Genomic DNA, 25,609 nt, shown 5'->3' on the forward strand with positions numbered 1-25,609 from the left:
ACTACTTTTAGATTCAGCTTTACTCCAATGATTCAGTCTTACTCTTAGATTCAGCTTTACCCCTATGATTCAGTCTTACTCTTAGATTCAGCTTTACTCCTATGATTGAGTACTACTTTTAGATTCAGCTTTACTCCAATGATTCAGTCTTACTCTTAGATTCAGCTTTACCCCTATGATTCAGTCTTACTCTTAGATTCAGCTTTACCCCTATGATTCAGTCTTACTCTTAGATTCAGCTTTATTCCTATGATTCAGCTCTACCTAGATAAAGCTCTTCCCACAATGACTACTCTCTTACTCCAAGTTCGCATGATTGCCGTACATCGCCTTGCCGCTCAGCTCCTGCTTTTCCATCAGGCTTAGAATAACCGCATCGCCTACGATCAGCAGTATCTGCTCGAACAAGGAGCCCATAGGCTGCACTGTCGATGCTTCATGCTCCGCCTGATCCTTCGGTGTACCAGGCAGCTTGACTACAAAGTCAGCATTTCTACCAATGGTCGACTCTGGTGCAAGCGTCAATGCGCCTACAACCGCTCCAATCGCTTGTGCCTTCTCCGCCATCGGCACAAGCGATTTGGTCTCGCCCGAGCCGCTGCCGATCAGCAATAGGTCGCCTTTGCCCAAGCTGCGCGTGACCGTCTCGCCAACGACATACACATCGATTCCCATATGCATCAAGCGCATCGCGAACGCCCGCATCATCAAGCCTGAGCGTCCAGCTCCGGCAACAAACACGCGGCCAGCAGAGCTGACTGCCTCAGCCAAATACGTCAGCTGTCCCTGATCAAGCTGAGCTGCAGCTTGCTGCAGCTCCTTCAGTATTACCGCATAACCAGCATCGCTTGTTTTCATAGCGGTTACCCCTGCTTGATCAATTGCTGCATCTCGGATGCAACGGCACTCATGTCATCTTGTCCAGTAATGCCGCCGCCAACAATTACAAGGTCAGGACCGGCAGCGATAACTTCAGGCAGCGTACCCAGCTTGATTCCACCAGCAACGGCTATCTTCGCGTTTTTGACTACGGACTTCAGCGTGAGAAGATCCTCGAATGAATTTTGTCCAACGGCCTGAAGATCATAGCCGGTATGCACGCAAATATAATCAACGCCAAGCGCATCTACCTGCGCGGCACGCTCTGCTAAGTTTTTCACCGCAATCATATCGACTAAAATTTGTTTTCCTTGCTTTTTGGCTTCTTCCACTGCGCCCGTGATGCTAGCGTCCTCGGCTACGCCAAGAATGGTCACGATATCCGCGCCAGCCTCTGAGGCTTTCATCACTTCATAGCCGCCTGCATCCATAATTTTCAGATCGGCAAGCACGGTCATGTTCGGGAAAGCATTCTTTAATGCCTTTACTGCGTGCAGCCCTTCGTTAATGACAATCGGCGTGCCGATCTCCACGATATCCACGTAAGGCTCCACTTGCTTAACGACCTCGATTGCTCCCTCTATGTTAACCAAATCCAGCGCTAGTTGTAATTTCATTTTTTATCGCTCCTCATCCATTTTTTCGTTCCGACAGCCCTTATTCTAGACCCTCTCAGTCAGAAAAAACAGTACGCACTTTTATGGAACGTAGTTCCCATTTGGGTACTATGAGGGACCTCTATTGCCTCACATGCGCTGCTCGGAGAGCCTTTCCTGATGCTGCTCTCCCCACTGAGACATGACGTTTAGCAATGCTTTTACAGATAAGCCATACTCGGTTAGCGAGTACTCTACCTTAGGCGGCACCTGCACATATACCTTGCGGTCGATGATCGCGTCCTCTTCGAGCTCGCGCAGCTGCTGAGTAAGCATCTTTTGGGTGATGGCCGGCATCTCACGCTTCAGCTCGCCGAACCGGTGCGTGCCCTCCGTCAGATGGCACAGAATGACCGGCTTCCATTTGCCGCCGATGACCTTAAGCGTTAACTCTACCGTCTCTTTAAAATGCTGATCTCCCAACATAAACGACTCCTTTTCAATATAAAAATGATACCTGCTTACTATAAAGTTGCTACTTGCTTTACGTATGATGTAGCATAATAATTAAACCTAGCGTATGTGAAGCCTTCTTAAAAGGATATCATATCGTTGTCGCTATGTACGAATCACCCCTATCAACCATTGAAGAGGAGAGATACCCATGGAATTAAAAAATAGATCCGCTATTATTACCGGCGCGGGAAAAGGCATTGGCAAAGCCATTGCAACCGCACTGGCGGAAGAGGGCGTTAACTTGGGGCTGGTTGCCCGCACCCGCTCCGATCTGGAATCGCTGCAAGCCTCGCTTGCAAGCACTTACGGCGTGAAGGTTTTCATTGCTTCCGCAGATATTGCCGTAAAATCTGAAGTGGACCAAGCTGTTTCCACGCTGAAAGAAAACCTAGGCTCTATCGATATTCTGATCAATAACGCGGGAATCGGAACGTTCGGCACGCTGCTGGATATGGATCACGAGCAGTGGGAAAGCATTATCCAAACCAACGTGCTAGGCACCTATTACGTCACGCGTGCCGCGCTGCCGACGATGCTGGAGCAAAGCAGCGGCAGCATCATTAACATCGCATCCTCGGCAGGCGAGCGCGGCTTTGCGACAGGCTCAGCCTACTGCGCATCCAAGTTCGCGGTAATCGGCATGACAGAGGCGCTTATGCAGGAGGTGCGCAAGTCGAACATCCGCGTAACCGTCCTTACGCCAAGCACCGTCAATACGGAGCTTGCTTCGAATGCCGGGCTCAAAATCGGCGATGAGGATCGCATGATGCAGGCCGAGGATTTGGCCGAGCTTGTTCTTGCCGCTTTGAAGCTGCCTGACCGCGTATTTATTAAATCAGCGGGCATCTGGACCACGAATCCGCAATAATCGACAAGCCGAGAAAGCCCCGCAGCCGTACACGGCGTCGGGGCTTTCCGTTCAGGCGCGCCTAAGTCAGTCAGGGCGGCGCGGTTTTCAGTCGAGGCGCCCGCTAGTCAATCACGATATCGAGGATCTCCGTCAAGACGCGCGCTAGTCAATCACGGTATCGAGGATTTCAGTCGAGGCGCGCGCTAGCCATTCAAAGCGAGGCACATCTGCTGCCTTCGCATATAACGAGGAGGTATTTGTACCAATGACGATTTCGAACATTCCTTTATCCATACTCGATCTGGCACCAATCGTAACCGGCGGTTCGCCCGCACATTCCTTCCGCAACACACTGGATTTGGCGCAGCACGCCGAGAAATGGGGCTATCACCGCTACTGGGTGGCCGAGCATCATAATATGCCCGGCATTGCAAGCTCCGCGACCTCCGTCGTTATCGGTTACATTGCAGCGGGCACGGAAAAGATCCGCGTCGGCTCAGGCGGTATCATGCTGCCAAACCATGCGCCGCTCGTCATCGCCGAGCAGTTCGGCACGCTCGAATCGATGTATCCAGGCAGGATCGACCTCGGGCTTGGAAGAGCTCCGGGGTCCGATCAGGTGGCCGCCCGTGCGCTGCGGCGCGGCCTTGGCTCGAACGGCGAGGATTTCCCTGAACAGCTGAAAGAGCTGCGGCATTATTTCAACCCAACCGAGGAAGGCCGAGGCATCATGCCGCGAGCCGTTCCGGGCGAAGGACTCGACGTCCCGATCTGGCTGCTTGGCTCCAGCGGCTTCAGCGCCCAGCTTGCCGGGCATCACGGCCTTCCGTTTGCTTTCGCAAGCCACTTTGCGCCAGACTTCCTGGTTCCGGCCTTAAAGCTGTACCGCGACAGCTTCCGTCCTTCTAGCGTGCTCGATAAGCCTTATGCCATGGCGGGCATCAACGTCATCGCAGCGGATACGGATGAGGCTGCCGCTTACCTTGCAACGTCGCAGGAGCAAGCTTTCTTGAACCTGATCCGCGGGCGCATGGGGCAGCTCAACCCTCCAGTCGACACGATGGACGGGCTTTGGACCGAGCAGGAGAAGATGATGGTGCGCAAGCAGCTCAGCTTCACCATCTCCGGCACCAAAGCAACCGTCAAAGAGAAGCTGAACGCGATTATCGAGGAGACAGGCGTGGACGAGCTGATCGTTGTCAGCCAAATCTACGACCATAATGCGCGCCTCCGCTCCTTCGAGCTGCTCGCAGAGCTTATGAGCGAAGACCGCACCTAAAGAAAAACACAATTTCAAAGGCAGAAGCTACAGCATAACAGCTGCGGCTTCTGCCTTTTTGAGCTGAACGTGCCATAAATCACTTTATTCCTTGGGTAGATCGCGGATTAATCAGCAATACTAAGATCAGCCATTATTAGGAGTGAGTACATATGAAGCAAATATTCGCTATCTACACCAAGGATCTCAGCAGCATTGCCCGCAACAGCGCTGCTGCCATCATCATCGTCGGCCTCGCATTCCTGCCATCCCTTTATGCATGGTTCAATATTAAAGCGTCTTGGGATCCTTACGGCCAGACCAGCTCGCTTGCCATTGCTGTCGTTAACAATGACGAAGGCGCCGAGCTGCGCGGCACGCCGATCCAAGCCGGAGATGAAATCATCGCTTCCCTGAAGGAAAATAAAAAAATCGGCTGGGTGTTTGTCGAGGGAAAACAAGCGATGGATGGCGTCAAACATGGCGATTATTATGCCAGCATTACGATTCCTGCAGACTTCTCCGCGAAGATGGCCACCGTGCTGACCGACAATCTGCAGCAAGCGGAGCTCGATTATGCCGTCAACGAAAAGATTAACGCAGTCGCGCCCAAAATTGCCCAAAAGGGAGCAAGCGGCATTATCGAGGAGGTTCGCGCCAGCTTCGTAAAAACCGCGAATGAGACGATATTCCGCATCTTTAATCAAATAGGCGTGGAGCTTGAGGAAAACCAGCCCGCTATCGAGCAGGTCCGCCAAACCGTGTTCAAGCTGGAATCGCTAATTCCTCAAATCAATGACGCGGTCGCGCTAGCCGCAACCGATATCGAGAAATCAAAAAAAATAGTCGGAACGGTGCAAGCCGAGCTCCCGAAAGCTGCCCAGCTTGCCCAAGATGGCGAAGCATTCACGAAGCAGCTTGGCCTTTTCTTCGAGCAAAGCACGCTCGCGCTCGACAGCGCAGGTCCGCTCATTAAACAGGATTTGCAACTGCTGCTCGAGACAGCGGAGAGCATGGAGCAGCTAACCGCTATTTTGCAGGACACATCCATTGATCCCGCCGTTGTCCAAACGACGCTCGCACTCGCGGAAAAACGGCTATCCAGCGCGGTTGCCGTGTCAAGCGGGATGGTCAAGCTGCTGGAGCGGTTGAACGCGCTAACCGATGGCAAGCAGCTAACCGCCATCATTGGCCGGCTGCAGCAGGCGAACAGCAGGTTCCAGCAGCAGCTGGAGCTGGTCTCGCAGATCCGCTCCGCCATACAGAAGGGGGAGCAGCCCGCTCAAACTTTAATCGATCATTTAAACGCGCTATCGAAGGAAGCCTCCGCGATGCTAACGGATGTGCTAGGCCGTTATGACAGCGAGATCCTGCCGCGCGTCAAACAAGCAGCGGATAAAGCAAAGCAGGCAGCGGCGAGCGCGCAATCGGTGCTTACGGAAGCAGGTAAAGCTATTCCGGACGCCATCAGCATTGCAAGTGATGCCGCCAAGGGGCTGGAGGCTGGCGGTCGCGAGCTGGCTAAGCTTCAAGCTCGTTTGCCTGAAGCAGAGCAGCGGATCAAGGACTTTGCCCAGCGCATCCGCGAGCTGGAGAAGGAAGGAAATCTGAACGAGCTTGTTGACCTGCTCAAAAATGACGCAGAGCGCGAGGGCGCTTTTTTCGCTGAGCCTGTCCTCTTAAAGGAAAACCGCTTGTTCCCGATTCCGAATTACGGGTCCGCAATGTCGCCGTTTTTCACCACGCTGTCGCTTTGGGTTGGCGCCCTGCTGCTCGTATCGCTGCTGACGGTCGACGTTCACCACGCAGAGACGGCTTATCGGAGCTACCAGATCTATCTGGGCCGCTACCTCACTTTTCTGACTATCGCGCTTGTACAATCGCTTCTTGTGACGCTCGGGGATATATGGCTGCTGAAGGCTTACGTCGCCGATCCGTTATGGTTCGTGTTGTTCGGGCTCCTGCTTAGTGCCGTATTTATGCTGATTGTCTACACGCTCGTTTCCATATTCGGCAACGTGGGCAAAGCGATGGCTATCGTGCTGCTCGTGCTCCAGCTTGCGGGCTCCGGCGGCACGTTTCCCATTCAGGTTACTCCGCCTTTCTTCCAAGCCATCCATCCCTTCCTGCCCTTTACGTATGCGATCAGCATGATGCGCGAGGCGGTCGGCGGCATTCTTTGGGATATCGTCGTTCGGGACCTGCTAGCACTGGCCGTTTTTGCCGGAGCCGCCCTGCTCCTCGGTCTCGCATTGAAAAAGTGGATCAATCGCTATACGGTCAAAATGCTGGAAAAAGCGAAGCAAAGCGGGATCATTCATTAGATCTACATTTGACTCTCTCCTGCTTTCCATGAATAATATTATTAAATAGATAGCAATTATGTTGGCTGGGAGGAAATAATATGTCCATTGTTCCGCGCATTTTGGAGTTTAACAAAAAGTTTGTTGAAGAGAAGCAGTACGAGTCTTATTTGACTGATAAGTTTCCAGACAAGAAGGTTGCTGTTCTCACTTGTATGGATACGCGGCTTGTCGAGCTGCTGCCCAAAGCATTGAACATCAAAAACGGCGATGCCAAATTTATCAAAAACGCCGGCGCCATTCTGACACAGCCCTTCGGCAGCGCCATGCGCAGCATTCTCGTCGCCGTCTACGAGCTTGGCGCTCGCGAGGTGCTCGTTATCGGACATCACGGCTGCGGCATGACGAATTTGGATACGCAGGGCATGGTCAACAAATTTATTAAACACGGCATTGACCCGCTTGCCATAGAAACATTGGAAAACTCAGGAATTCGCATGGAGAAGTTTTTGCGGGGCTTCGCAAGCGCCGAGGAAGGCGTGATGCACAGCGTCGAGCTTATTCGCAAGCATCCGCTATTCCCGAAGGACATTCCCGTTCACGGTTTTATCATGCATCCCGAGACAGGCGCTCTTGAAGTGCTCGTTGAAGATTATCGCGACGAGAATTAACCGCATTTATACTCTCTTAACAAGCGTAACGGCTGAAGCCGTCCTCTGGCGGCCAAGCTAAAGTTTCGCGTAGAAATACAGAGAAAGTTGGCAGAATGATATACTTTCCTATATTTCGAAAAAAACGTACAAGCCCCGCCCAAAGCGGGTGCTTGTACGTTTTTTTCAGTTTCTTCTATTTGACCGCGATATAAATATCGATCTCTGCGTGCTCCGGATCGAAGGTACGTCCGTCATAAAGCTCGAAATCACCGGTGTAGGCACGCTCAAGCGAAGCCTGATCGAAATAAGCCCAAATCTCGCCCCATGCCTGTGCCACAACCTCGTAGACAGGTCCCTTTTGCGTCCTGAATACCTTATATTTCGCTTCAGGAACCTCGGCCAGCTCTAGACCGGCAGGAGTATCCGCTTGTCCAACTGCGCGCTCATGTCCAATAAGAGTCGTGTACGCACCGCTTGCATCACTCTCGTAATCCGTATATAGCGCATAAATCATATGTCCGTTGCTAACCCGCTCACTCTTCGCAATGCCGCTTGCGAAATAAGCTTGCCAGAGTTTGGCTAACTGGCCATCCGGCCCCGCCTCGGCTGCATTGGTCGTGCGGGCAGCTACCCCAATTAGCGATATCGCTGGCTTTGCTACAAGCTGTTCATTCATCCGTTTTTCCCCATTTCGTTATTTCTTTCACTAGTATAGTCGGGGAAACTGGACAGCTGTCTGTCTTAGTTCTCGTAGCTTGCAACAATTTGGCGAGCCCGGCGAACGACCTCCTCCGCGATATGGAATGGATGCTCCACTCTCACCTGGCTGCCATAGCTGAGCACCATGCCGAAGAACCACTCGTCTATCGTCATCTCTCCCTCGACTCGCAGAGAGCCATCCTCAAGTGTGGCAATCATATCCGGGTGGAAAGAATCTCCCACGCGGTAACGAACCTGCGGCTGAAAAAGTAGCGTTACCCGGGCGAGCAAACGGCCAATCCATTCCGAATCCCATGTATAGCTCTCCATTGCAGGTACAGCGCGCCGCTCGAACCGCTCCTCAAGCATAACAAGCTGCTGCACGCGGGAGAGGCGAAACACGCGGAATTGCCGGCGCAGCGTGCAATAGGCGTGCAAGTACCACACGTTTCCTTTCAAGATCAATGCGTAAGGCTCAACTGTGCGCTCCGATTCTGAGCTATTGGAATTCATATAGCTGAACCGCGCCAGCTTCGTATCCTCTATCGCCCGTCTAAAGGTGTTTACCTTATCCCGCGCTGCCTGTCCCAGTCCCCACGGGTTAAGATCAAAGACTAAGCTTTCTGGCCTATGCCCCTCCTGATGCTTGTCCGATTGATGCAGAAGCGTTGTGACCTTTTCATGTAAGCTGGCGTAGGTTGCATCCTGCAACGCCGTTCCGATGCCCTTGACCGCTGCGATAATTGATGAAATTTCTCCCAATGAGAGATACTGGCGCGAAATGGTGTACTGCTCCATAATCTCGAAGCCGCCCGTCGTGCCTTGATGAGCGAACACAGGTATTCCCGCTTGGCTTAACGTATCCATATCACGGTAAATCGTCTTCGTAGACACTTCAAAGCGGTCCGCCAGCTCCTTTGCGCTAATGCGGCGGCGGTTTAGCAGCAGTACGGTCATAGCTAACAAACGATCGATCTTCAGGCTGCTTCCTTCTTTCTGCTGCTGCTTTTTCTACATGAACCTAATCTCGGCAATAGGGCCGCTCTCTACAAATCCTATATTCTTGTATACCTTATTGGCATTCGGGTTTTTAGTATCCGCATAGAGCATCGGCTCGCGGTCCTCTTCCTCCAGTATCTTGCAAAGCCCAGCTACAACTGCGCTTGCATACCCGTTCTTACGCAATACCGGCGGCGTATACACCGTATTGATCCGACCATGCCGAGGAGAACGATGAGCGATATTGGCCATCGACACCGGAAGCTCGTCAACCGTCCAGAAATATAAATTGCCTCTCATGACCATGCCCTCAGCCGCCGGGAGCTGGCTCGCAGGGATTACGGATGCCCCGTACGCATCCTCCGAGAAACCTGCCATAAATTCAGCGACGAGCTCCACATGCTGCCTTGTTGCCTGAACCAGCTTTCCTTTTACCTTAACGGGTTTAATCACCTTTGGGCAAGAATAAGTTTGCATCTTCATATAGGAATGGTATTGCAACGAGTTAATTTCGGAGTATAGCTTAGCGAAGAGCTCTGCCGTAGGCGGGGCACCGCATATGCCAGGCAGATCCATCCCTTGATGATAGCCGACAAGCTCCTTCATGAGCATAATCCTGTGTTCGTCCGTAACGTCCTCCGATAACCAAAGCCAAGCATTATGGCCTGGCGATCCTGCGAACAGCATTCGTCCGTCAGGCGTTTTGAGCGCGGTCGCCCCCTCGATTGCCGTAATCAAATGAATCAAATTGTATTGCAGCTCATCCCGCATAAACGGAAATTGGTTTAATACGCAATCATCGGCTTGCAACTTCTCCAGCATAAGATCCCTCCCCCTACCCACGGTTAGCACAATAAATGAAACATGGAGCAGTTGATTTCGATTGGTCCACATCCAATACCCATAAAGCGACCGGGTGTAACAAATAACAACATATTCTCATTCTCATCCCGCCGGTTCCAACGACTCGGACGGGCAAATGCTTGCTCACCTCCATTTGAATCAGATTCAGCCGAGTAACTTTCTATCCGCCAAAGTCAGCATTCGTCAAATCGGTGTTCGCCCCAATCGCCGCCTTGCTGCCCTCTCCCGCCGCCACGATCAGCTGCGCAGGCACAATAATAGAGGAATCGCCCGCAGCATATACGCCTTTGACGCTCGTACGGCCGTAGTCGTCCGTCACGAAGCCGCCAGACGGCGTCATCGCGCATCCGAGCGCTTCCCCGAATGCGGCGGCTTGATCCCATGATGGCGTGATAAAGCCGCCTGAGCGCTTTACCTCTGCATCATTCTCAAACAGGATTCGCTTCAGCTTTCCGTTCTCGCCTTGAAGCGCTTTGATTTTGTAAGGAGCCACCTGAATGCCCCTCTGCCCAAGCATGGCGATCTGCTGCGTATTCAATGTATTAGCTCCATTCGTGCACACAAGCACGTCCTTGCTCCAGTTATACACGATTTTGGCCAAGTGAAAGAGATTGGAGCCTTCAGATAGAACCATCAGCGGCTGGTCTCGAAGCTCCCAGCCGTCGCAGTACGGACAGCTAAACACGCTTTTTCCATAAAATTGCGGCAAGCCTGGTATAGCGGGCAACGACTCCTTCAGTCCCGCGGCCAGAATAACCGTTCGGGCTTGATACATGACTCCGTTGCTCGTCGTCACCTCAAAAACGCCAGCCATCGGTTTAATTTCGGTAACCTTATCCGGCTTGATCGTGACGGTAGGATAGTTCGCGATATCCTGATGCGCGAGTCTGCGCAGCTCCCTCGGCTCAATGCCGTCCCGTGTAATAAACCCATGGGACTCGCGGGCTACAGCATTTCTCGGCTTGTTCGTGTCGAATACGATCACCAATCTCCGCGATCTGCCAAGCATAAGCGCGGCGTTCAAGCCCGCCGGCCCGCCGCCGATAATGGCACAATCCAGCTTCATGTACACGGCTCCCCCTTCTTCATGCAATGCGTTCTATCTATTAAAGGATCGCTTATCCTTATTCATACGGAAGGAAGAGAATGCCTATGCGTGGCAGCTTATTGAAATTCAAATTAAAATTTTGTCGAAAATAAGGTAATTTGCACCATTTTAATAGTACAATTTGGCAAGTCGTGCTAAGATAAAAGAACTACATTATAAGCTCGGATCACGCATGGTTACACCATTTCGTACAGGCAGGCTTTCCATCTTAGGAGGGGTTATACTTGGCTAACAGTCCATTACTGAAGAAGGCGACTTCTTCCCGCGAATCTATTAAATCGACGCCAGGCCAGCCCTCCGTTACTTCGGACCGGGCGCCAAGCGCCGCAGCCCCTTCCAATGTCCTGCAATTGCAGCGCACGGCCGGCAATCGCGCTGCGCAAGCGAACGTCAAGCAGCTCCAGGGCGACGGAGCCGCCGCTGCCGGAGGCTCGCAGGCAATCGCCAGCTGGCTGAAAGCAGAAGCCGCCAAAGATAAGAAATCGGACTTGTTCGCGTTCTTTGAAGCGTTAAGCACCACCGAACAGAAAATCGTTACGCATCTATGCTCAGGCGGGACCGGCTCGTCCTCGCTCAGCAAGGCGAAGAAGCATATTACAGGCTTTACCGGGCGCAGCGTCGACTGGGATAAATTTTCTAAGATCGTGCGAACCGTTAAAGGCCAGAATACGAAAAACTACAACGATGACACTGACCGCGACTATGTGACGTACGCGACGACAGCGGCAGCAGCCTCGGTCGGTGCTGCAAGCGCAACCGCGACCAGCGTAAGCACGACTCAGGGCCTTGTTGCAGGCGCAGCGCACGAAGGCGCTCTCGGAGCCGTAACAGATATCGGTCCTGCAGCCGCTATGCTCAGCGGGGTTACTTCAGGCATGCAGATCTACAATGCGACACAGAATCATGACGAGGCTCTAAGCACGCATGACAAAGCGCAAAATATTGGAGGAGAAGGCTTTGCAGGTGTTGCCGACCTTACTCGCTTCGGCGCACAAAGCGTGGTCAATACACAGACATATATGGGTGCTGCTGTCAGCACCGCAGCTACGGCAGCAGCCGGGGCAGCCGGCGTAGTTGGCGGAGCGGCCTACCTGGCAAGCGGGGCAGCCGGCGTGTATACGCACGGCAAACGCAAAAAAAATCTCGAAAAGCTGGAGAAGGAAACGGCTGGCAAGGATGCCAACCTGAATCTCGCAGCGAATATTGGGGCAAGTACTCAGGAAATTAATCGCAAAAAAAGCGGTGCCACGGCGTTAAAAGGCGCGGCAATGATCGTCGGAGGCGGATTATTGCTTGCGAGCGCGGCAACACCTGTCGGATGGCTGCTGCTCGGTGTTGCGGGAGCAATTGGCGGTATTGCGGCTATCTATAAATTTTATAAAAAACGTACGCGCAAAGAAGAAATCGTGGACCGCTTCCTTGGCGTGGATAAGAAAGTGGCTGAGCTTCAAGCCGCTGATCCGAAAGCCAAGCCGGACAAATCGGTTCTTCGCAACGGACTGCTTCAGCAGAACGGATTCAACTCCGTTGCGCAATGCTACGCCCAGATTATTACCGATCTTGCACACACGATATACAAAAAAGGCGTGCTAGAATCCGATCCGCAGTATGTAACCTTGATTACCAATATCGGCCTCAAGCCAGATCCGAAGAAGAAAACGCCAAAGGCCGATCTTATCGCGAAGAAACTCCATACTTAGTAAATGCTGGAGGTGTGTATGACCATGGATACGACAGGACCAAACCGATTGCTTCACCTGCTGGAAACCGATTACCGCTCGGAAGGGTTCCGGACTGGCTGGGCCGAGCCTACGCCTGAAGATCCTTTCCGCTCGCTCATCGTCTTATTTGACGACATTGGCGAGGAAGCGCGGGAGATTCAGCTGGAGCTTTGTTTCCTTCCTAATATGGAAGACGCCGAGGCAGCAGGCATCTGTATTCTGCAAGCCTTCGTTACAATAGCCGAGGACGTGTCCTCCGACTATTATGAGCAGCTGCTGCTTCTCGCAGCCAAGCTGAACACCGTATTGCCTTTGGGTGCATTCGGATTATTCGCCGACACAGGCGTCGTCTACTTCAAGCATAATTCGCTCCTTCTGCTTGGCAACGCGGATGTATCCAATGTCAAAGCGATCGATACGCAGAACGGCCTCATTCTTCATCTCCATCAGCTGTACATGGAAGCCTTGCTTCGCGTATCGGCAGGAGACGAAACCGCTGCGCAAGCGCTGGAGAATCTCTTGCTATAGCCTGCAGCAGCCGAAGAATCAACAGCTTATATCCCGCAAGAAATGTGTGGCCCCAGCGCAGTGCGCCGGGGCCACACATATATTAATATCTTCTCACATACGCCGCCGCCAATCGACAATCTTCTGCTCGAATTGTATAATTCTGTTGTTCCTTCATTAATTAACGGTGGTGACCAACATTTTATACGTAATCTCTCTCGTCGTTTCCTTCGCGATCGTTTATTTCTTAATACCGCCGTTTGGCAGGATGGCTTTCCGCTTTGATTTCGTGGACAAGCCCCGGAAGGACGTGGAGCGGAAGCTCCATCGCGAACCGATTCCGCTGACCGCAAGCTATGTTATATTTATAGGATTTTTCGTTACGTATCTGCTTGTCGCTAGAGACTTTTCGCTACAGACAGGCGCTATATTTGCCGGTGGCGTGCTGCTCCTGGTAATCGGCACCGTAGATGATTGGTATAAAACGAAAGGGAAAGATTTTCCCTCCCTGCCTAAATTCATCGTGCAAATATCGGCGGCCGTGCTCGTGTACGCTTCCGGCATATCCTTTACCGGTTTTTATAACCCGCTCTCAGGCGATTACGTCATGCTTCCGGTCGTCTTGCAATTTTTGCTTACGATTTTGTGGATTTTCGGCGTTACGACCGTCATTAATTTCTCCGATGGCATGGACGGACTGGCAGGCGGTCTATCCGCAATCTCGGCCGTGACCCTATTCGTCGTTGCGCTCGCAAAGGGCCAATCCAACTCTGCCATTATGGCTATCATTTTGGTCGGCGTAACCATTGCTTACTTAAGGTACAACAAGCCGCCCGCCAAAATCTTCATGGGCGATGCCGGCGCGACCTTTCTAGGATTCATCCTAGCCGTTATCGCGCTCGACGGCGCATTCAAGCAAGCTACGGTCATATCGCTGTTCATCCCGATTCTCGCGCTGGGCGTACCGATATTCGACAATTTGTTCGTCGTCGTGAAACGAATGATGCAAGGAAAAGCGATCTATCAAGCGGATGCCAGCCAAGCCCATTACCGGCTGCTTCGCGCAGGCTTGAACCACAAGCAGGTCGTCATGTTCCTGTGCTTAATCAGCACATGCCTGTGCTTGTCATCCATCATTCTGCTGCTCGTCCAAATATAAAGCAAGAACCGAGACTCGGCGTCTCGGTTCTTTTTTGTTCGCGTTACAGCCGCTTGCTTGCGATACGTTCAATGTCGGCCATAATAGGAAACTACCTCAGGCCAGCCCCACTGTCCATAATAAGATGAAGCGATGTCTATTTGTTTAATCCATACAACGGCACGGCGGCCGCGGTCATCCGCCAGCATGACGTTTGCCTCCGTCTGATCGGCGTTCACCCATGAAAGAGCGTCTTTTAGACGTGCAGGATCGTACTGTCCTTGTTTTTTCGACGGTCTCGTCAGCTGCTTTTGCTTGCCGCTTGCGAGCTCTATGCTGACTAAATGCGGATAGACTGGACTTGCAGGCTCCATAACACCTGCTTTCTTTTCCTTAGCTCTTGATACGACGATATGAGCTGGGCCCTGCCACGTGAAATCCCCATCTACAAATCCTTTAGGCGTGTAGGCAGCGCTTCTCTCGGATGAAACGGCAATGACCTTCAGCTGCTTGTTGCTGGTCGCCTCGCGTCCGATTCCCGCAATGTAAGCAAGCTGATCACCAGTAGGCGACCACTCGAACCATTCCTCATGACGGACCATCTCATCCAGCGTGCGAAATAAGACACCGTCCGCCGATACGGCGCAAAGCGTGTTGCTGTCAGCGGACAGCGAAGCGGTCGGCGTCGCTAGGAACGCAATCCATCGGCCGTCGGCCGACCACTTGAAGGCACTTGTCCCGACGGCAAAAAAATCATCCGAGGGTTTCGGCAGCACATGCACAGTTACATATTCGGCTGGCTGCCCTAATGCCATAAGCGGAATTTCGTAAAGTGTTATCGGCGTCCATCCATCCGGCAGCAGCTCCGAGCGGGAGGAGGCGAAAAAGCCCTTTCCGCTTGGCAGCCAAGAAAAATTGCCGATGCCCTCTGCCTTCCCAAGCAGGGTGCCTGGCTGCTTGGCATCGACATATTGCAGCTGCCCGTTGATAAGATAAGCCAGCTTCTCGTCATAAGGCGACCATTGGAACCGCTCGCCTCCCTCCGCATGCACAAGAGCTGCTCTAGCGGTACGTAGCTCCAGCACCCACAACTCCTTTTCATCTGCCCCTTTTGTATAGGCGAGCCACTTCCCATTAAATGACCAGCTCGGATTCCGAATGGCCGGTCCTTTATCCAGTAGCTTCTCTTTCTCGCCTGCTTTCACCCATAATCCGCCATCCCTGACGAATGCAGCCACCGGTTGGCCAGTCCCTCGTGCTGCCCCGCTATAGTCAGCTCCCCCTGCCATCAAAGTAAAGGCCATCAACACGGCAATTCCCATTCTCAAAAAATGCATTCGTTGCATTCCTCCTCATGTTCGTCATGTTATGGTTACCGTTCCCTGCACCAGAAGAAACATACTATATTAGTTGAACTTAAGTTTTAGAAACCTATGGTGAGGAAATAACGACCTGCATGTCGAATAAGAACGCAAATAACTCGAACAGGCAGGGATGGACATTATCAAGCTTTATCTTTATATCTTAAAGGAAATCCAGTCAAGGACACCGCTGATTTCTTTGGTTCCTTTGGTTCAACTTATCTAGTTGGGTTAGGTAGTTTAGGGAATAGCACTATAGGACGAGGCTACGCTGCAGTTTGTACAACGTAATCGACGTTACTTGCCTGACTCGCTACCTACACTGTAGTTTGTGCAATAGAATGACTATTCTAGGGCGATATTCGTTGGTTTAGAGCTTATTCTCCTGCAAAATTACAATGTAGCCATCTGAAACGGCTCTCATGTGAGGTTTCTACTGTACAAAGTACAGTCTAGGCGCCTTTCCTTAATCTAGCGAAGCGAGAAGATCGTTTCTCCAGAAACGATCTTCTCGCTTTTACAGCCGTATTCTTACCTTTAAATGTCTTAGAAAATTAAAAAATCTGGCTGCAACCCCGACTCTTCAGAACGATCTTCTCAGGCAGCACCCAAAACGCAAATGCTTAGTTCAACTTATATAGGTTTCCATTCATTATTTTGAGAGCTGCCATTTCGGGTCTGATACGGTTTGATACGGTTTGATACCGGCTTGATACCGCTTTGTAACTGTTCTGTTACGAATTTTCCGAGCTTACCTTTTATAATTGCTTATACAACGATTTAACTTTTAGAGGGGCTGAACATCATTTTTACCTTCCGCAATTCCTTCCTATCGCATCTGTCTCACATGCTTCGCCTATGTCGCTCTGCTGCAAGTCTCCCCATCCTGATTTGTGAAGGAGGCATTCGCCATGCCTAAGCCCGTTGGCAACAGCAGCCGGTATATGCCTGGACTTGATGGCCTGCGCGCTGTCGCCGTCCTAGCTGTTATTGCTTATCATTTAAATCTCAAAGCTGTGCCTGGCGGCCTGCTTGGCGTGAGCATGTTTTTTGTCCTCTCTGGCTACCTGATTACGGATATTTTGCTTAAACAGCTTGGTCAAAATAAAGCCATCGACCTCAAAGCCTTTTTTATTCGCCGAGCAAGACGGCTTCTTCCCGCGATGTTTCTCATGATCGCACTCGTTTCCTTATGGCTGGTCGTCAGCGATTCCAGCAGACTCTTTGCATTAAGAGGAGATATCGGCTCCGCTTTGCTCTATATAAGCAATTGGTGGCTCATTTTTCACGAGATCTCTTATTTCGAAAGCTTTGGTCCCGCCTCACCTTTCGGGCATTTATGGTCGCTTGCGGTCGAGGAGCAATTTTATCTCGTTTGGCCGCTTTTGCTAATCGCTGCTATCCGCTTCGTACCCAAACGCGGTCAGTTCGCATTATGGACACTCGCCGCAGCCGCATTATCTGCCGGCGCTATGGCAATGCTTTATCAGCCCGGGATTGACCCAAGCCGAGTATATTACGGTACGGATACAAGAGCTTTCGCTCTCCTTATCGGGGCTGCATTAGCTGTCGTTTGGCCGAGCTGGAAGCTATCCACGACCATATCGCAGCGCAGTCGCATCCTGCTTGACAGCGTGGGCACGGCCGGCATGACCGTAATCGCGGTTATGATCGCTACAACCGGCGAATACGATGCTTTCCTCTATCGCGGCGGCATGGTGCTGCTTGCCATTGCAACAGCTGCAGTCGTTGCCGCTATGGCGCATCCGGCGAGCAAGCTGGCCAGCGTCATCGGCAGCAAGTCACTCGCGTGGATTGGCGTTCGCTCCTACGGCATTTACTTGTATCATTATCCGATCATCGTGCTAACTACGCCGACTGCCGAGGCAGGAGAGCTTCATCTAGCAAGAGCGTTCATGCAGGCCGTGCTCACCTTCGTTCTTGCAGAGCTGTCCTGGCGCTTTGTGGAGGAGCCGATCAGGCACGGCGCAATCGGGAGGCTGTTTCGTTCGCTTAAGGAGTGCTTCCAGATCCCTCATCTACGGAAATCAACAAGCTACTTCGTCGGCATCGTCTTGATCGTTTCCTGCGTATCCTGCGCAAGCAGCGTCAATCTCCAATCGGCAGCCGTCCAAGCGGATAGCGGTTCAGCAACAAACCACCCAGCCGTAACCATTGAAACAACGCCGACTCCTCATAATCCCGCTGAACCTGACGCAGCAGGCAAGCCAGACAAAATCGAAGACACTCTGCAGACGAAGCCGGATGAGACAGGCGGAAAGCCCGTTGCAGTTGTTGCCAAACCAACGACCCCCACCGCTACGGCAGCGCCCGCACCTGGAGCAAAGCCGGATGCTTCCCATCCGATAGCTGAGATTACGGCAATCGGAGACTCCGTTCTGCTGGATGCCGGTCCTTATCTAGAGAAGCTGCTGCCCGGCATCGCCATAGACGGCAAAGTAGGCAGGCAATTTTCGCAGGCTGTTGCCATTCTAGAGAAGCTGAAACGCGGCGACGAGCTCGCGGACACGGTCATCATTGAGCTCGGTACCAACGGCTCCTTCACGACAAAGCAGATGGCAGCGCTGCTGGATACGATCGGACCGAAGCGAAAGATCTTCATGATCAATACGCGCGTACCGCGCAAATGGCAGGACACCGTAAATAAAATGCTCGCGGAAACCGCAAAAGCAAACGAGAATGTGACGATCGTGGATTGGTATTCGGCAAGCAAGGGGAAGAAGGATTTCTTCTCCACGGACGGCGTCCACCTGAAGAAGCATGGTGCTTCTTTTTATGCGGATATGGTGGCAAAAGCACTCAAACGTGAGGAAGTATGAGGAGATACTAGAAATAGCGTGCAACGGGAGAACCGCATTTCCCGCTGCACGCTATTCTAGTTAAAGGACTGCAAGCTTTCTATTACTCCCGCTTCAACTGAAGCAGCAAGCCGGCTACATGACACGCAGCTCGAACAGCCTAGCCGTTCTCTCTTCCTGCAGACTGACTTCCAGCAAACCTTCCGCTTCATGCCAAATCCAATCAGAACCGTGTGCGTGAGCAGGATACGCGCATTTCACTTGAAGCTGCTGTCCCTTCCACCTCGGTAGCGGAAGCTTCACTGTGCCTGTGCTTCCTTTAATTCGCCACACGGCCAAGTATATGCGGTCCTCATGACGCAGCCCGTAGCTCACCCAATCATCTTGCTGCGTCGGCAGGCCAAGCGGCCAGAATGGGCGTGCAGCTGGAATGTCGCTGCGGATAGCTTTGTAATAATCGAGCGCTTCCTTGACCAGCTCTCTGCGGCGGGGACTAAGCTCCGCCAGATGGCCGCTCTGATGAACCCGCAGCAGCAGCGCGTTGACCATGTTGAAAATAACTTCTTCGTCGTCGCCCTCTCTCAGCGGATAGGACCAAATAGCCGATTGCTCCGGTGTGAGCACCGCAGGCGAGCTTGCCGCGATTGCCGCATACTTTACATAATCCTCTTGGTCGCTCGTCGATTGAATGCTGTGACGGCTGAGCATCGCATAGTCCATCCGCATGCCGCCGCTCGAACAGTTCTCGATGACTAGGCTCGGATACTTTGCAAATGTCTTATCCAGCCAGGCCAGATAAGCTCGGTTATGCTGAAGAAGCCCGTCTCCATAGCTATCTGCATCGGTTTCCGTTCCGATCCCTGCGTTAATATTGTAATCCATCTTAATATAGCCAACGCCATAATCCTCGACCAAACGGCGAATCACCTCATCCGCATGGGCGATAACCTTCGGATTGCGGTAATCCAGCTGATAGCGGCTGCGGTCCTTCACGCGTTTGCCATGCCGCATGAAAAACCAGCTGTCGTCGGTTTCCGCAAGCTTCGGACTATTGATGCCCATAACCTCAAGCTCCAGCCAAAGTCCAGGGATCAGACCTTTCTCCCGAATATAATCGAGCACATACTTTATGCCTTCCGGGAAACGTTCTTCCGACGGAAGCCACTCTCCTACGCCGTCCCACCATTCGCCCGGCGCATACCAGCCCGCATCGATACAGAAGTACTCACAGCCTACTTCCGCTGCGGCGTCAATTAGCGGCAGCAGCTTAGCTGTCGTAGGATCTCCCCATAAGCAATTCATATAATCGTTAAAGATAACGCGAAGCAGCTTATTATCCTCATTAGGCCTCCGAATAAGGCGGCGATAAGCCGTTAGCTGATCAATCGACTCTTCAAATCCTCCAACAACCGACCCGATCGCCAGGGGGACGGAAACAAACTCCGCGCCTGGCGCAAGCTTAAGCCACCAATGGTTGTCATGCTCGGTCGGACCGCTAATGAGCACGGTCAGCAAATCGGACTGTTCAATGATTTCCCAATGCCACGAGCCGTTATGCTCGATCTGCCAGAACAAGCTTGTTCCTGCTTCTTCATTCTGCAGCACAGCCATCGGGATATGCTCAGCAGCTGACCATGAACCGGTATTGCTGCAGGAAACACGCTTCGAACCGCGGTCCTTCATATGGGACATTCCTAGCTCAGGCAGCTTGTACGAGCGCCATTGCAGCTCGCTTTGCCAGCCATTATGGGCGACGTGCAGCCTCATTTTATCATCCCGGTCCAGTTGCCCTTCTTTGTCCAATCCCGTCAACGCGAAAGACGATACGTATTCCACTTCAGCATCGGCCGTACCTTCATTTTTAAGCACAGTCCAGCAGCGAACAGTCTGTACGCCATCGTAGAATTGAAAGTGCTGTACGGCCTTAAGACCCGTGATTTCATCCCGCAAGCCGAGCTCCAGCTTGCGCCCCGCTTCATTGCGCGTATCCTTATGGGCATCATATACCATCCGGAGGCCTGGGTAAGAAGCGCGATGCGTGCGTCCGTGGTACTCGTCACGGTCCTCCCCTGTAAGCTGCAGCTCCATCAAGCGGAATCCCGTCTTTTGATTCGTTTGAATCGTCTCGCTGACCAGCTGTCTCGGGCCGAAATGAAGGAAAAGCACATCTCCGCTGTCCGTGATTTCAAACTCCAGGTATAATCCATTTTCTAAGATTTTAATTTGCTTGCCCATCCCATGTTCACGTCCTTAGCCGTTTGATTTTGATTTTGTTCCCATAAAACAACTTAACCCAGCACTGTAAAAGTGCTGAGTTAAGGTCATGCTTATTCGCGAGACTTATTCTGCGGAGCCGAATTGTACCCAAGCCTTTTGAATTTCGTCAATGGCTTGGTCCTTCGTTTTGCTGCCGCCGATGTAGGCTTGCATCAACTCACCAAACTTTTGGTGGAACGTATCAAGAGAGTAGTTAACCGACAAGTCGCCGGATTTTTCCGTTTTTAGAATTTCTTCCATTTGCTTCGGCATATCCAATTCAGGAAGCGGAGCATCCTTGATTGGAGGAATAACCTTCGCTACAGTGGAGAACCAGTTCTTACCGTAGTCGGAAGTGTACAGCCAATTGAAGAAAGCGATCGTTTCATTAACTACTTTGGAGTCTTTGTTGATGCGAAGCGCTTGGTCAGCGCCTGTCACAAGCAGGTTTTGCTCTGCTTTTTCGCTTACTGGATAGCCTACGATACCAAGCTCAAAGTCTGGCGTAATTTTTTTGATCGCTTCTTCGTCCCAAGCGCCTTTACCAGTCATGAATGCTGCTTTGCCGGAAGCAAAGTCGCTCACTTCTGCGTTGCTGTCACGCTCAAGCGGCTTGCTCGTACCATGTTTAACCGTCGTGTCGATGAAGCTGAAGAAGTTGTCTTTTAGTACAGGGTAGTCGTTGAAAGTCGTTTCGCCTGCAATAAATTTAGCTACCAATTCCTTCGGCGTAATGCCTGCATCCTCTGCAGCCGCATTCACGAAGTTTTGGAAGATATGCTTCCATACCCACCACTCTTTATAAGCGTTGGCGAAAGGAGTAATGCCTTTTGCTTCAAGCTTTGCGATTGCATCCTCCATTTGGGAGGTTGTTTTCGGCACTTCTGTGATGCCTGCATCAGCCAGCAGCTTTTTGTTGTAAACCATGTTCATCAGGTTTCCTTTGACAGGAAAACCAAGCACTTTGCCGTCTTTGGAGCTCATGTTGATTTTGACGGAATCCGTCATTGCAGCCGCAAGCGGCTCGTTTGTAAGGTCTGCGCTGTATTCAGCGAACGTATCGATATCGCCGCCAGCCGTCGTTTGGAACACGTCCGGCGTGCTTCCTGCAGCAATCTTCGATTTCAAAACGGTGTTATAGTCGGCTTGCATAATTTCAAGATTAATCGTAACGTTCGGTTTTACTTTTTTGTATTCTGCAATGTATGCGTTAAAAGCGTCCGTGTATTCGGGAGAGGCCGTAAACATATTGATGGTCACCGGCTTGTCCGAGGCTTCCGTATTCCCTCCGGTATTCGTGCCCTCGTTGTTGCCTGCCGTATTGTTCTTGTCGCTGCCGCAAGCAGCCAGTATTCCGATAATCAGCACGAGGCTGACGGATAGTGCCAGAAATCTTTTGAACATTGAAATGCCCCCATTTCCTTCGTTGGTTGTTGTCTACGATGCCTATTCTAAAGAAAAAGAAATCGGATAAGAATGCACATAAGTGAATAGTTAAGGGTAAAAAAGTGTCATGCTGATTGTTGTTCACTTTTTAACTACTCCCGCTTGATGCCCGATACTCACTTGGCGACAGCGAGTAATAATTGCGGAACGCTTTGCTGAAATAGTTTTTATCCTTATACCCCAGCATCTCGGAAATATCTTGAATTTTCAAATTCGGGTCATCAAGCAGCTCCTTCGCCTTGTCCATTCGCACCTTCTGCACATACTCGTGAATACCGAAGCCGAACTGCTGCTTAAACAGCTTCATCAAGTATTCCCTGCTCAGAAAATATTTGTCCGAAAACATCGAAATTTTGATTTCTTCAAAGTAATGGTTGTCGATATATGTTTTAATATCCCCTACTTCGAAGGGCTGATTCGTCATGAGCGATTTCCTAATTTGACCGCTGAAATAATCCAAAATATCGGCCAGCAGCTGCTCGAATTGCTCCAAATTCTCAAAATCACTGTTAATGCCAACATCCCGCAACGCGTGATCGCCGCCTAGCGGCAGCTCAACTTGCGGTGCGCCTAGCTCAAGCGCCATATCATTCAGCAAAATAACGAACTCATGCAGCGCACGGTCCGCTTCCCCGATGTTGAACCAATCCGATGCGCGCCATTTCTTCATGTAATCATTCAGAATGGATTTGGCATTATGTATGTTGCCGCTTTCCAATGCGCCTCGGATGACCAATATCCGGCTTGTCAAAGACTGCGTTTCCTTAGGGGCCGATGCTTTATCCGTAGCTGCAATGACGGTTGCGCCATTCAGCTTCAGCAAGTCAATGCCATTAATTGCAGCTTTGGCCGCTTCGTAAGAGGATGCCAGCTGCAGCGCATCGGGCGTGGAATGCCCGATTCCAACGGCAACCACGATGCCGAACAGCTCCTTCAGCGTAGAGACGACTTTATTAAATTGATGAACCGATCGATAGGCGATGTCCTCCGGATAACCGCCATTCATCGTCAGAATCGCGATAAACTCGCGCTCCTGCTTCGGGCTTGCGAAGCTAAACGCTCCGAAATGATCGCCTGCTATTTCATTTATGACATTCGCTACAGCGAAGTGCAGCAAGTCGGTATCGTGATGGAATCGTTTTTTACGAATCTGCTCCAGATTGAGCACGCGCAAAACGACCGCCGTAAAGCGGTTGCCGGGATCATCCGCACCGATCAGCGGCAGGAAAGCTTCGTTCGTTTGGCTTTTGAAGCTGCGCTCGATGATTGATAAATAGACTCGTTCCTTTAGTCGCGGCAGCGACATATTCAGCGTTATGTTGCGGTTAATGAAGTCGCTGTCCTTCTTGCGCTTCGCGTCCAGCACGTCGATCGCCTTGCGCAGCGACGCATTGAGATCCTGCCGGTTGACTGGCTTCAGCAAATAATCAACAACCTTGGAGCGGATCGCTTGGCGCGTATATTCGAAGTCATTATATCCGCTAATGACGATCGTCAGCAGATCTGGAAAGTCCCGTTCAATGATTTGAAGCAGCTCCATCCCGTTCATCTCCGGCATCTTCATGTCGATCATAGCGATATCGACCTTATGCTCAGCCAGCATGGCAAGCCCGACCTTTCCGTCGGTTGCTTCCAGTACCTCCACAACGCCTAAGCCCTTCCAATCGCCCAGTATGCGAATGGCTTCGCGAAGCGGCTCTTCATCATCAATAATCAACACCCTATACATGGCTCACGCCTCCCCGCGGTAATAACATTGCCAGCTCCGTGCTGGATTTATCCGTATGGATAATCAGCTCTGCCCCGTCTCCGTAGAGCAGCTTCAACCTTGTATTCAAATTCACGAGCCCAATGCTCTCGTTCTCATCCTCACGATCCTCCCATGCCTGCAGGAAGGATTGCCGAACCTGCTCGAGCCGCTCCGGTGTGAATCCCGGCCCATTGTCCCTTACGGAAATGACGGCATGCGTTTCCGTAACCGCAGCGCGAATTTCAATCGTAATCGTACTCGAGACCTTCTCCAGCGCATGCTTGATGGCATTCTCGACAAGCGTCTGGATCGAGAGCTTCGGCAGCTCCAGCCCCAGCAGCGCTTCCTGCCATTCATATGCCACCTGGAGCCTGCTGCCGAACCGTGCTTTCTGCAGGGAAAGGTAATTCTCGATATGCTTCAGCTCGTCCCTCGCCTGCACGATATCTTTCCCGCTGATGCAATAGCGCAGCGTCAACGCCAATGCATCCACCATATCCGCAATATCATAACGCTCATTCTTTAACGCTTTCGTAGAGATGGCCTGCAGCGCGTTATAGAGGAAATGCGGATTTATTTCCGCCTCTAACGCTTTCAATATGGCGTTTTTCTCTACGAGCTTCATTTTGTAGCGTTCATTGATCAAATCGTTTGTCCGCCGCACCATGAGATTGAAATGACGGGACAAATATGCAATCTCGTCCCTCCCTTTCACTTCCGCCTCTGCATCGAAATCGCCTGTGCCGAATCGGCTCATATGATAGGAGAGCTTCTGAAGCGGCCGCGTAATGGCATTGGAGAAATAAATGACGATGATGATTGACAGCAGCAGGAAAAGCAAGCCGATAATAAAGCCTAAATTCCGCGTCGTGCGAGCGGCCTCATAAATCTGCGAGTACGGAATCGGCTTAACAAGCCTCCAGCCCTCCTGCTCTCCAATGTTATAGACGACCAAATACTTCTGACTTCCCTCCGACCAGGTCAACCGCCCTTTGACTCCTTCAGTCAGCTTTTCTGTAAGGGAAGCTTCCTTCGCCCTCTTGTAAAATGCTTCATCATCCGTATAAAACGGCTCATTGTCCGGACTTAGAAACAGCAAATGCTGCCCCTCGTCAAACGGGATATCCTTCAGGATTTGTTCGCTAACCGAATTGTCGAAGTAGAACGAAAGAACCGCCTGCGGCTGTCTCGATACAATCGAACGAAGCACCCTGTGATAGGCCATAAAGGTATTGCCGAATTTAATCGGATAGCCCACTGCTTCGCTCTCTGATGTAACAAACGATTGGTATGAGCGATTGAAAGGACTTGTCATGGCTTTCCCGTACCATGTTGTCTCGGTAATCTTCGGATCGGTTCCCGTACGAACCGCGATATTATAATTTTCCTTCGTAATGGAGTAATATTTATTTTCGTTTACGACATAAAGGTAGATCGCTTGAAGATCATTTCTCGAATAATACAGCTGGCGCAAATAGTTCTCCAAATACATTTTCGAAGCGTAATCCTCCGACTCGTGCATGATCGCGTACGTAATTTCATCGAACCGGATTTGGGGCAGCGAGAGCTGCTCCATTCCTTTCAAATAATCCTCCATATTCTGATTAACGAGCAGCAGGTTATTGGAAGTGCTGGCAATGCTGTTTGTGACCGACTCCTTCTGGAACATTTGATATGAAATAAAAGTCAAAGACGCCACTACGAGTATAATAATGGTCGTGAAAAGCAAAATAAGCTTGTTCACCAGCCTTCGGGTCACCCGTTCGGCTGTTTCCCTTATTGCCCGCAACGCTCTGTTAGTCAAGATTATCCACCACCTTTTGACACAGCATGAAGTTCACCTTTTTACCCCTAACTGATTTCTTAAATCCATTTTTGCAGGGCGG

Annotated in this window: 20 protein-coding genes; 8 read left to right on the forward strand and 12 right to left on the reverse strand. The window is 51.4% G+C overall.

What is annotated here, in order from left to right:
* Positions 1–297: 297 nt before the first annotated feature.
* From hxlB to FHS16_RS13735, 3 genes are all read right to left on the reverse strand, one after another.
* Complete coding sequence (gene hxlB / locus FHS16_RS13725; protein ID WP_183562987.1) at positions 298–858, reverse strand: 6-phospho-3-hexuloisomerase; 561 nt, start codon at positions 856–858, stop codon at positions 298–300.
* A 5-nt stretch (positions 859–863) separates the two neighbouring features.
* A complete protein-coding gene (hxlA, locus tag FHS16_RS13730) occupies positions 864–1,496 on the reverse strand; it encodes a 3-hexulose-6-phosphate synthase (protein ID WP_183562990.1) in 633 nt (210 codons plus the stop codon).
* Between the two features lie 129 nt (positions 1,497–1,625).
* Positions 1,626–1,961, reverse strand: coding sequence for a winged helix-turn-helix transcriptional regulator (locus FHS16_RS13735; RefSeq protein WP_183562993.1), 336 nt, complete (start codon positions 1,959–1,961; stop codon positions 1,626–1,628).
* Between the two features lie 178 nt (positions 1,962–2,139).
* Here FHS16_RS13735 and FHS16_RS13740 point away from each other — a divergent pair, with 178 nt between their 5' ends.
* The 4 genes from FHS16_RS13740 to FHS16_RS13755 all read left to right on the forward strand — a co-directional run bounded on the left by FHS16_RS13740 (position 2,140) and on the right by FHS16_RS13755 (position 7,073).
* Positions 2,140–2,859 (forward strand): 3-ketoacyl-ACP reductase, encoded by a 720-nt coding sequence (locus FHS16_RS13740; protein ID WP_183562996.1) that lies wholly within the window; start codon positions 2,140–2,142, stop codon positions 2,857–2,859.
* 247 nt (positions 2,860–3,106) lie between these two features.
* Complete coding sequence (locus FHS16_RS13745) at positions 3,107–4,120, forward strand: LLM class flavin-dependent oxidoreductase (RefSeq protein WP_183562999.1); 1,014 nt, start codon at positions 3,107–3,109, stop codon at positions 4,118–4,120.
* Positions 4,121–4,272: 152 nt separating this feature from the next.
* A complete protein-coding gene (locus tag FHS16_RS13750; protein ID WP_183563002.1) occupies positions 4,273–6,423 on the forward strand; it encodes a YhgE/Pip domain-containing protein in 2,151 nt (716 codons plus the stop codon).
* 80 nt (positions 6,424–6,503) lie between these two features.
* Entirely contained in the window at positions 6,504–7,073 is a 570-nt protein-coding gene (locus tag FHS16_RS13755; RefSeq protein ID WP_183563005.1) for a beta-class carbonic anhydrase, read from the forward strand.
* Positions 7,074–7,248: 175 nt separating this feature from the next.
* Here FHS16_RS13755 and FHS16_RS13760 read toward each other — a convergent pair whose 3' ends face one another.
* The 4 genes from FHS16_RS13760 to FHS16_RS13775 all read right to left on the reverse strand — a co-directional run bounded on the left by FHS16_RS13760 (position 7,249) and on the right by FHS16_RS13775 (position 10,683).
* The gene (locus FHS16_RS13760; RefSeq protein WP_183563009.1) at positions 7,249–7,731 is read right to left on the reverse strand and encodes a GyrI-like domain-containing protein; all 483 of its coding nucleotides are present in this window, start codon (positions 7,729–7,731) and stop codon (positions 7,249–7,251) included.
* 65 nt (positions 7,732–7,796) lie between these two features.
* The gene (locus tag FHS16_RS13765; RefSeq protein WP_312890903.1) at positions 7,797–8,711 is read right to left on the reverse strand and encodes a helix-turn-helix transcriptional regulator; all 915 of its coding nucleotides are present in this window, start codon (positions 8,709–8,711) and stop codon (positions 7,797–7,799) included.
* 54 nt (positions 8,712–8,765) lie between these two features.
* Positions 8,766–9,575 (reverse strand): GNAT family N-acetyltransferase, encoded by an 810-nt coding sequence (locus FHS16_RS13770; protein ID WP_183563013.1) that lies wholly within the window; start codon positions 9,573–9,575, stop codon positions 8,766–8,768.
* Between the two features lie 202 nt (positions 9,576–9,777).
* On the reverse strand, positions 9,778–10,683 hold the full coding sequence (locus FHS16_RS13775) for an NAD(P)/FAD-dependent oxidoreductase (protein ID WP_183563016.1): 906 nt from the start codon (positions 10,681–10,683) through the stop codon (positions 9,778–9,780).
* A gap of 266 nt (positions 10,684–10,949) precedes the next feature.
* On the opposite strand from FHS16_RS13775, the gene FHS16_RS13780 reads away from it, so the two are divergent.
* From FHS16_RS13780 to FHS16_RS13790, 3 genes are all read left to right on the forward strand, one after another.
* Complete coding sequence (locus FHS16_RS13780; protein WP_183563019.1) at positions 10,950–12,425, forward strand: hypothetical protein; 1,476 nt, start codon at positions 10,950–10,952, stop codon at positions 12,423–12,425.
* A 24-nt stretch (positions 12,426–12,449) separates the two neighbouring features.
* Positions 12,450–12,974, forward strand: a complete 525-nt coding sequence (locus tag FHS16_RS13785; protein ID WP_183563022.1) for a hypothetical protein — start codon at positions 12,450–12,452, stop codon at positions 12,972–12,974.
* A 169-nt stretch (positions 12,975–13,143) separates the two neighbouring features.
* Positions 13,144–14,112 (forward strand): MraY family glycosyltransferase, encoded by a 969-nt coding sequence (locus FHS16_RS13790; protein ID WP_376769670.1) that lies wholly within the window; start codon positions 13,144–13,146, stop codon positions 14,110–14,112.
* 68 nt (positions 14,113–14,180) lie between these two features.
* Here FHS16_RS13790 and FHS16_RS13795 read toward each other — a convergent pair whose 3' ends face one another.
* Positions 14,181–15,428 (reverse strand): TolB-like translocation protein, encoded by a 1,248-nt coding sequence (locus FHS16_RS13795; protein ID WP_183563025.1) that lies wholly within the window; start codon positions 15,426–15,428, stop codon positions 14,181–14,183.
* A 935-nt stretch (positions 15,429–16,363) separates the two neighbouring features.
* On the opposite strand from FHS16_RS13795, the gene FHS16_RS13800 reads away from it, so the two are divergent.
* Entirely contained in the window at positions 16,364–18,292 is a 1,929-nt protein-coding gene (locus FHS16_RS13800; RefSeq protein WP_183563028.1) for an acyltransferase family protein, read from the forward strand.
* Positions 18,293–18,406: 114 nt separating this feature from the next.
* Here FHS16_RS13800 and FHS16_RS13805 read toward each other — a convergent pair whose 3' ends face one another.
* The 4 genes from FHS16_RS13805 to FHS16_RS13820 form a co-directional block, all read right to left on the reverse strand.
* Positions 18,407–20,506, reverse strand: coding sequence for a glycoside hydrolase family 36 protein (locus FHS16_RS13805; RefSeq protein ID WP_183563030.1), 2,100 nt, complete (start codon positions 20,504–20,506; stop codon positions 18,407–18,409).
* Between the two features lie 105 nt (positions 20,507–20,611).
* On the reverse strand, positions 20,612–21,931 hold the full coding sequence (locus tag FHS16_RS13810; RefSeq protein ID WP_183563032.1) for an ABC transporter substrate-binding protein: 1,320 nt from the start codon (positions 21,929–21,931) through the stop codon (positions 20,612–20,614).
* Between the two features lie 130 nt (positions 21,932–22,061).
* A complete protein-coding gene (locus FHS16_RS13815; protein WP_183563033.1) occupies positions 22,062–23,702 on the reverse strand; it encodes a response regulator in 1,641 nt (546 codons plus the stop codon).
* Positions 23,695–25,527 carry a sensor histidine kinase gene (locus FHS16_RS13820; protein ID WP_246431750.1) on the reverse strand — a complete coding sequence of 611 codons (1,833 nt, stop codon included), beginning with the start codon at positions 25,525–25,527 and terminating at the stop codon, positions 23,695–23,697. The genes FHS16_RS13815 and FHS16_RS13820 overlap by 8 nt, the downstream gene beginning before the upstream one ends.
* Between the last annotated feature and the right edge of the window lie 82 nt (positions 25,528–25,609).

The sequence above is a fragment of the Paenibacillus endophyticus genome (assembly GCF_014192395.1).
Classification (GTDB): Bacteria; Bacillota; Bacilli; order Paenibacillales; family Paenibacillaceae; genus Pristimantibacillus; species Pristimantibacillus endophyticus.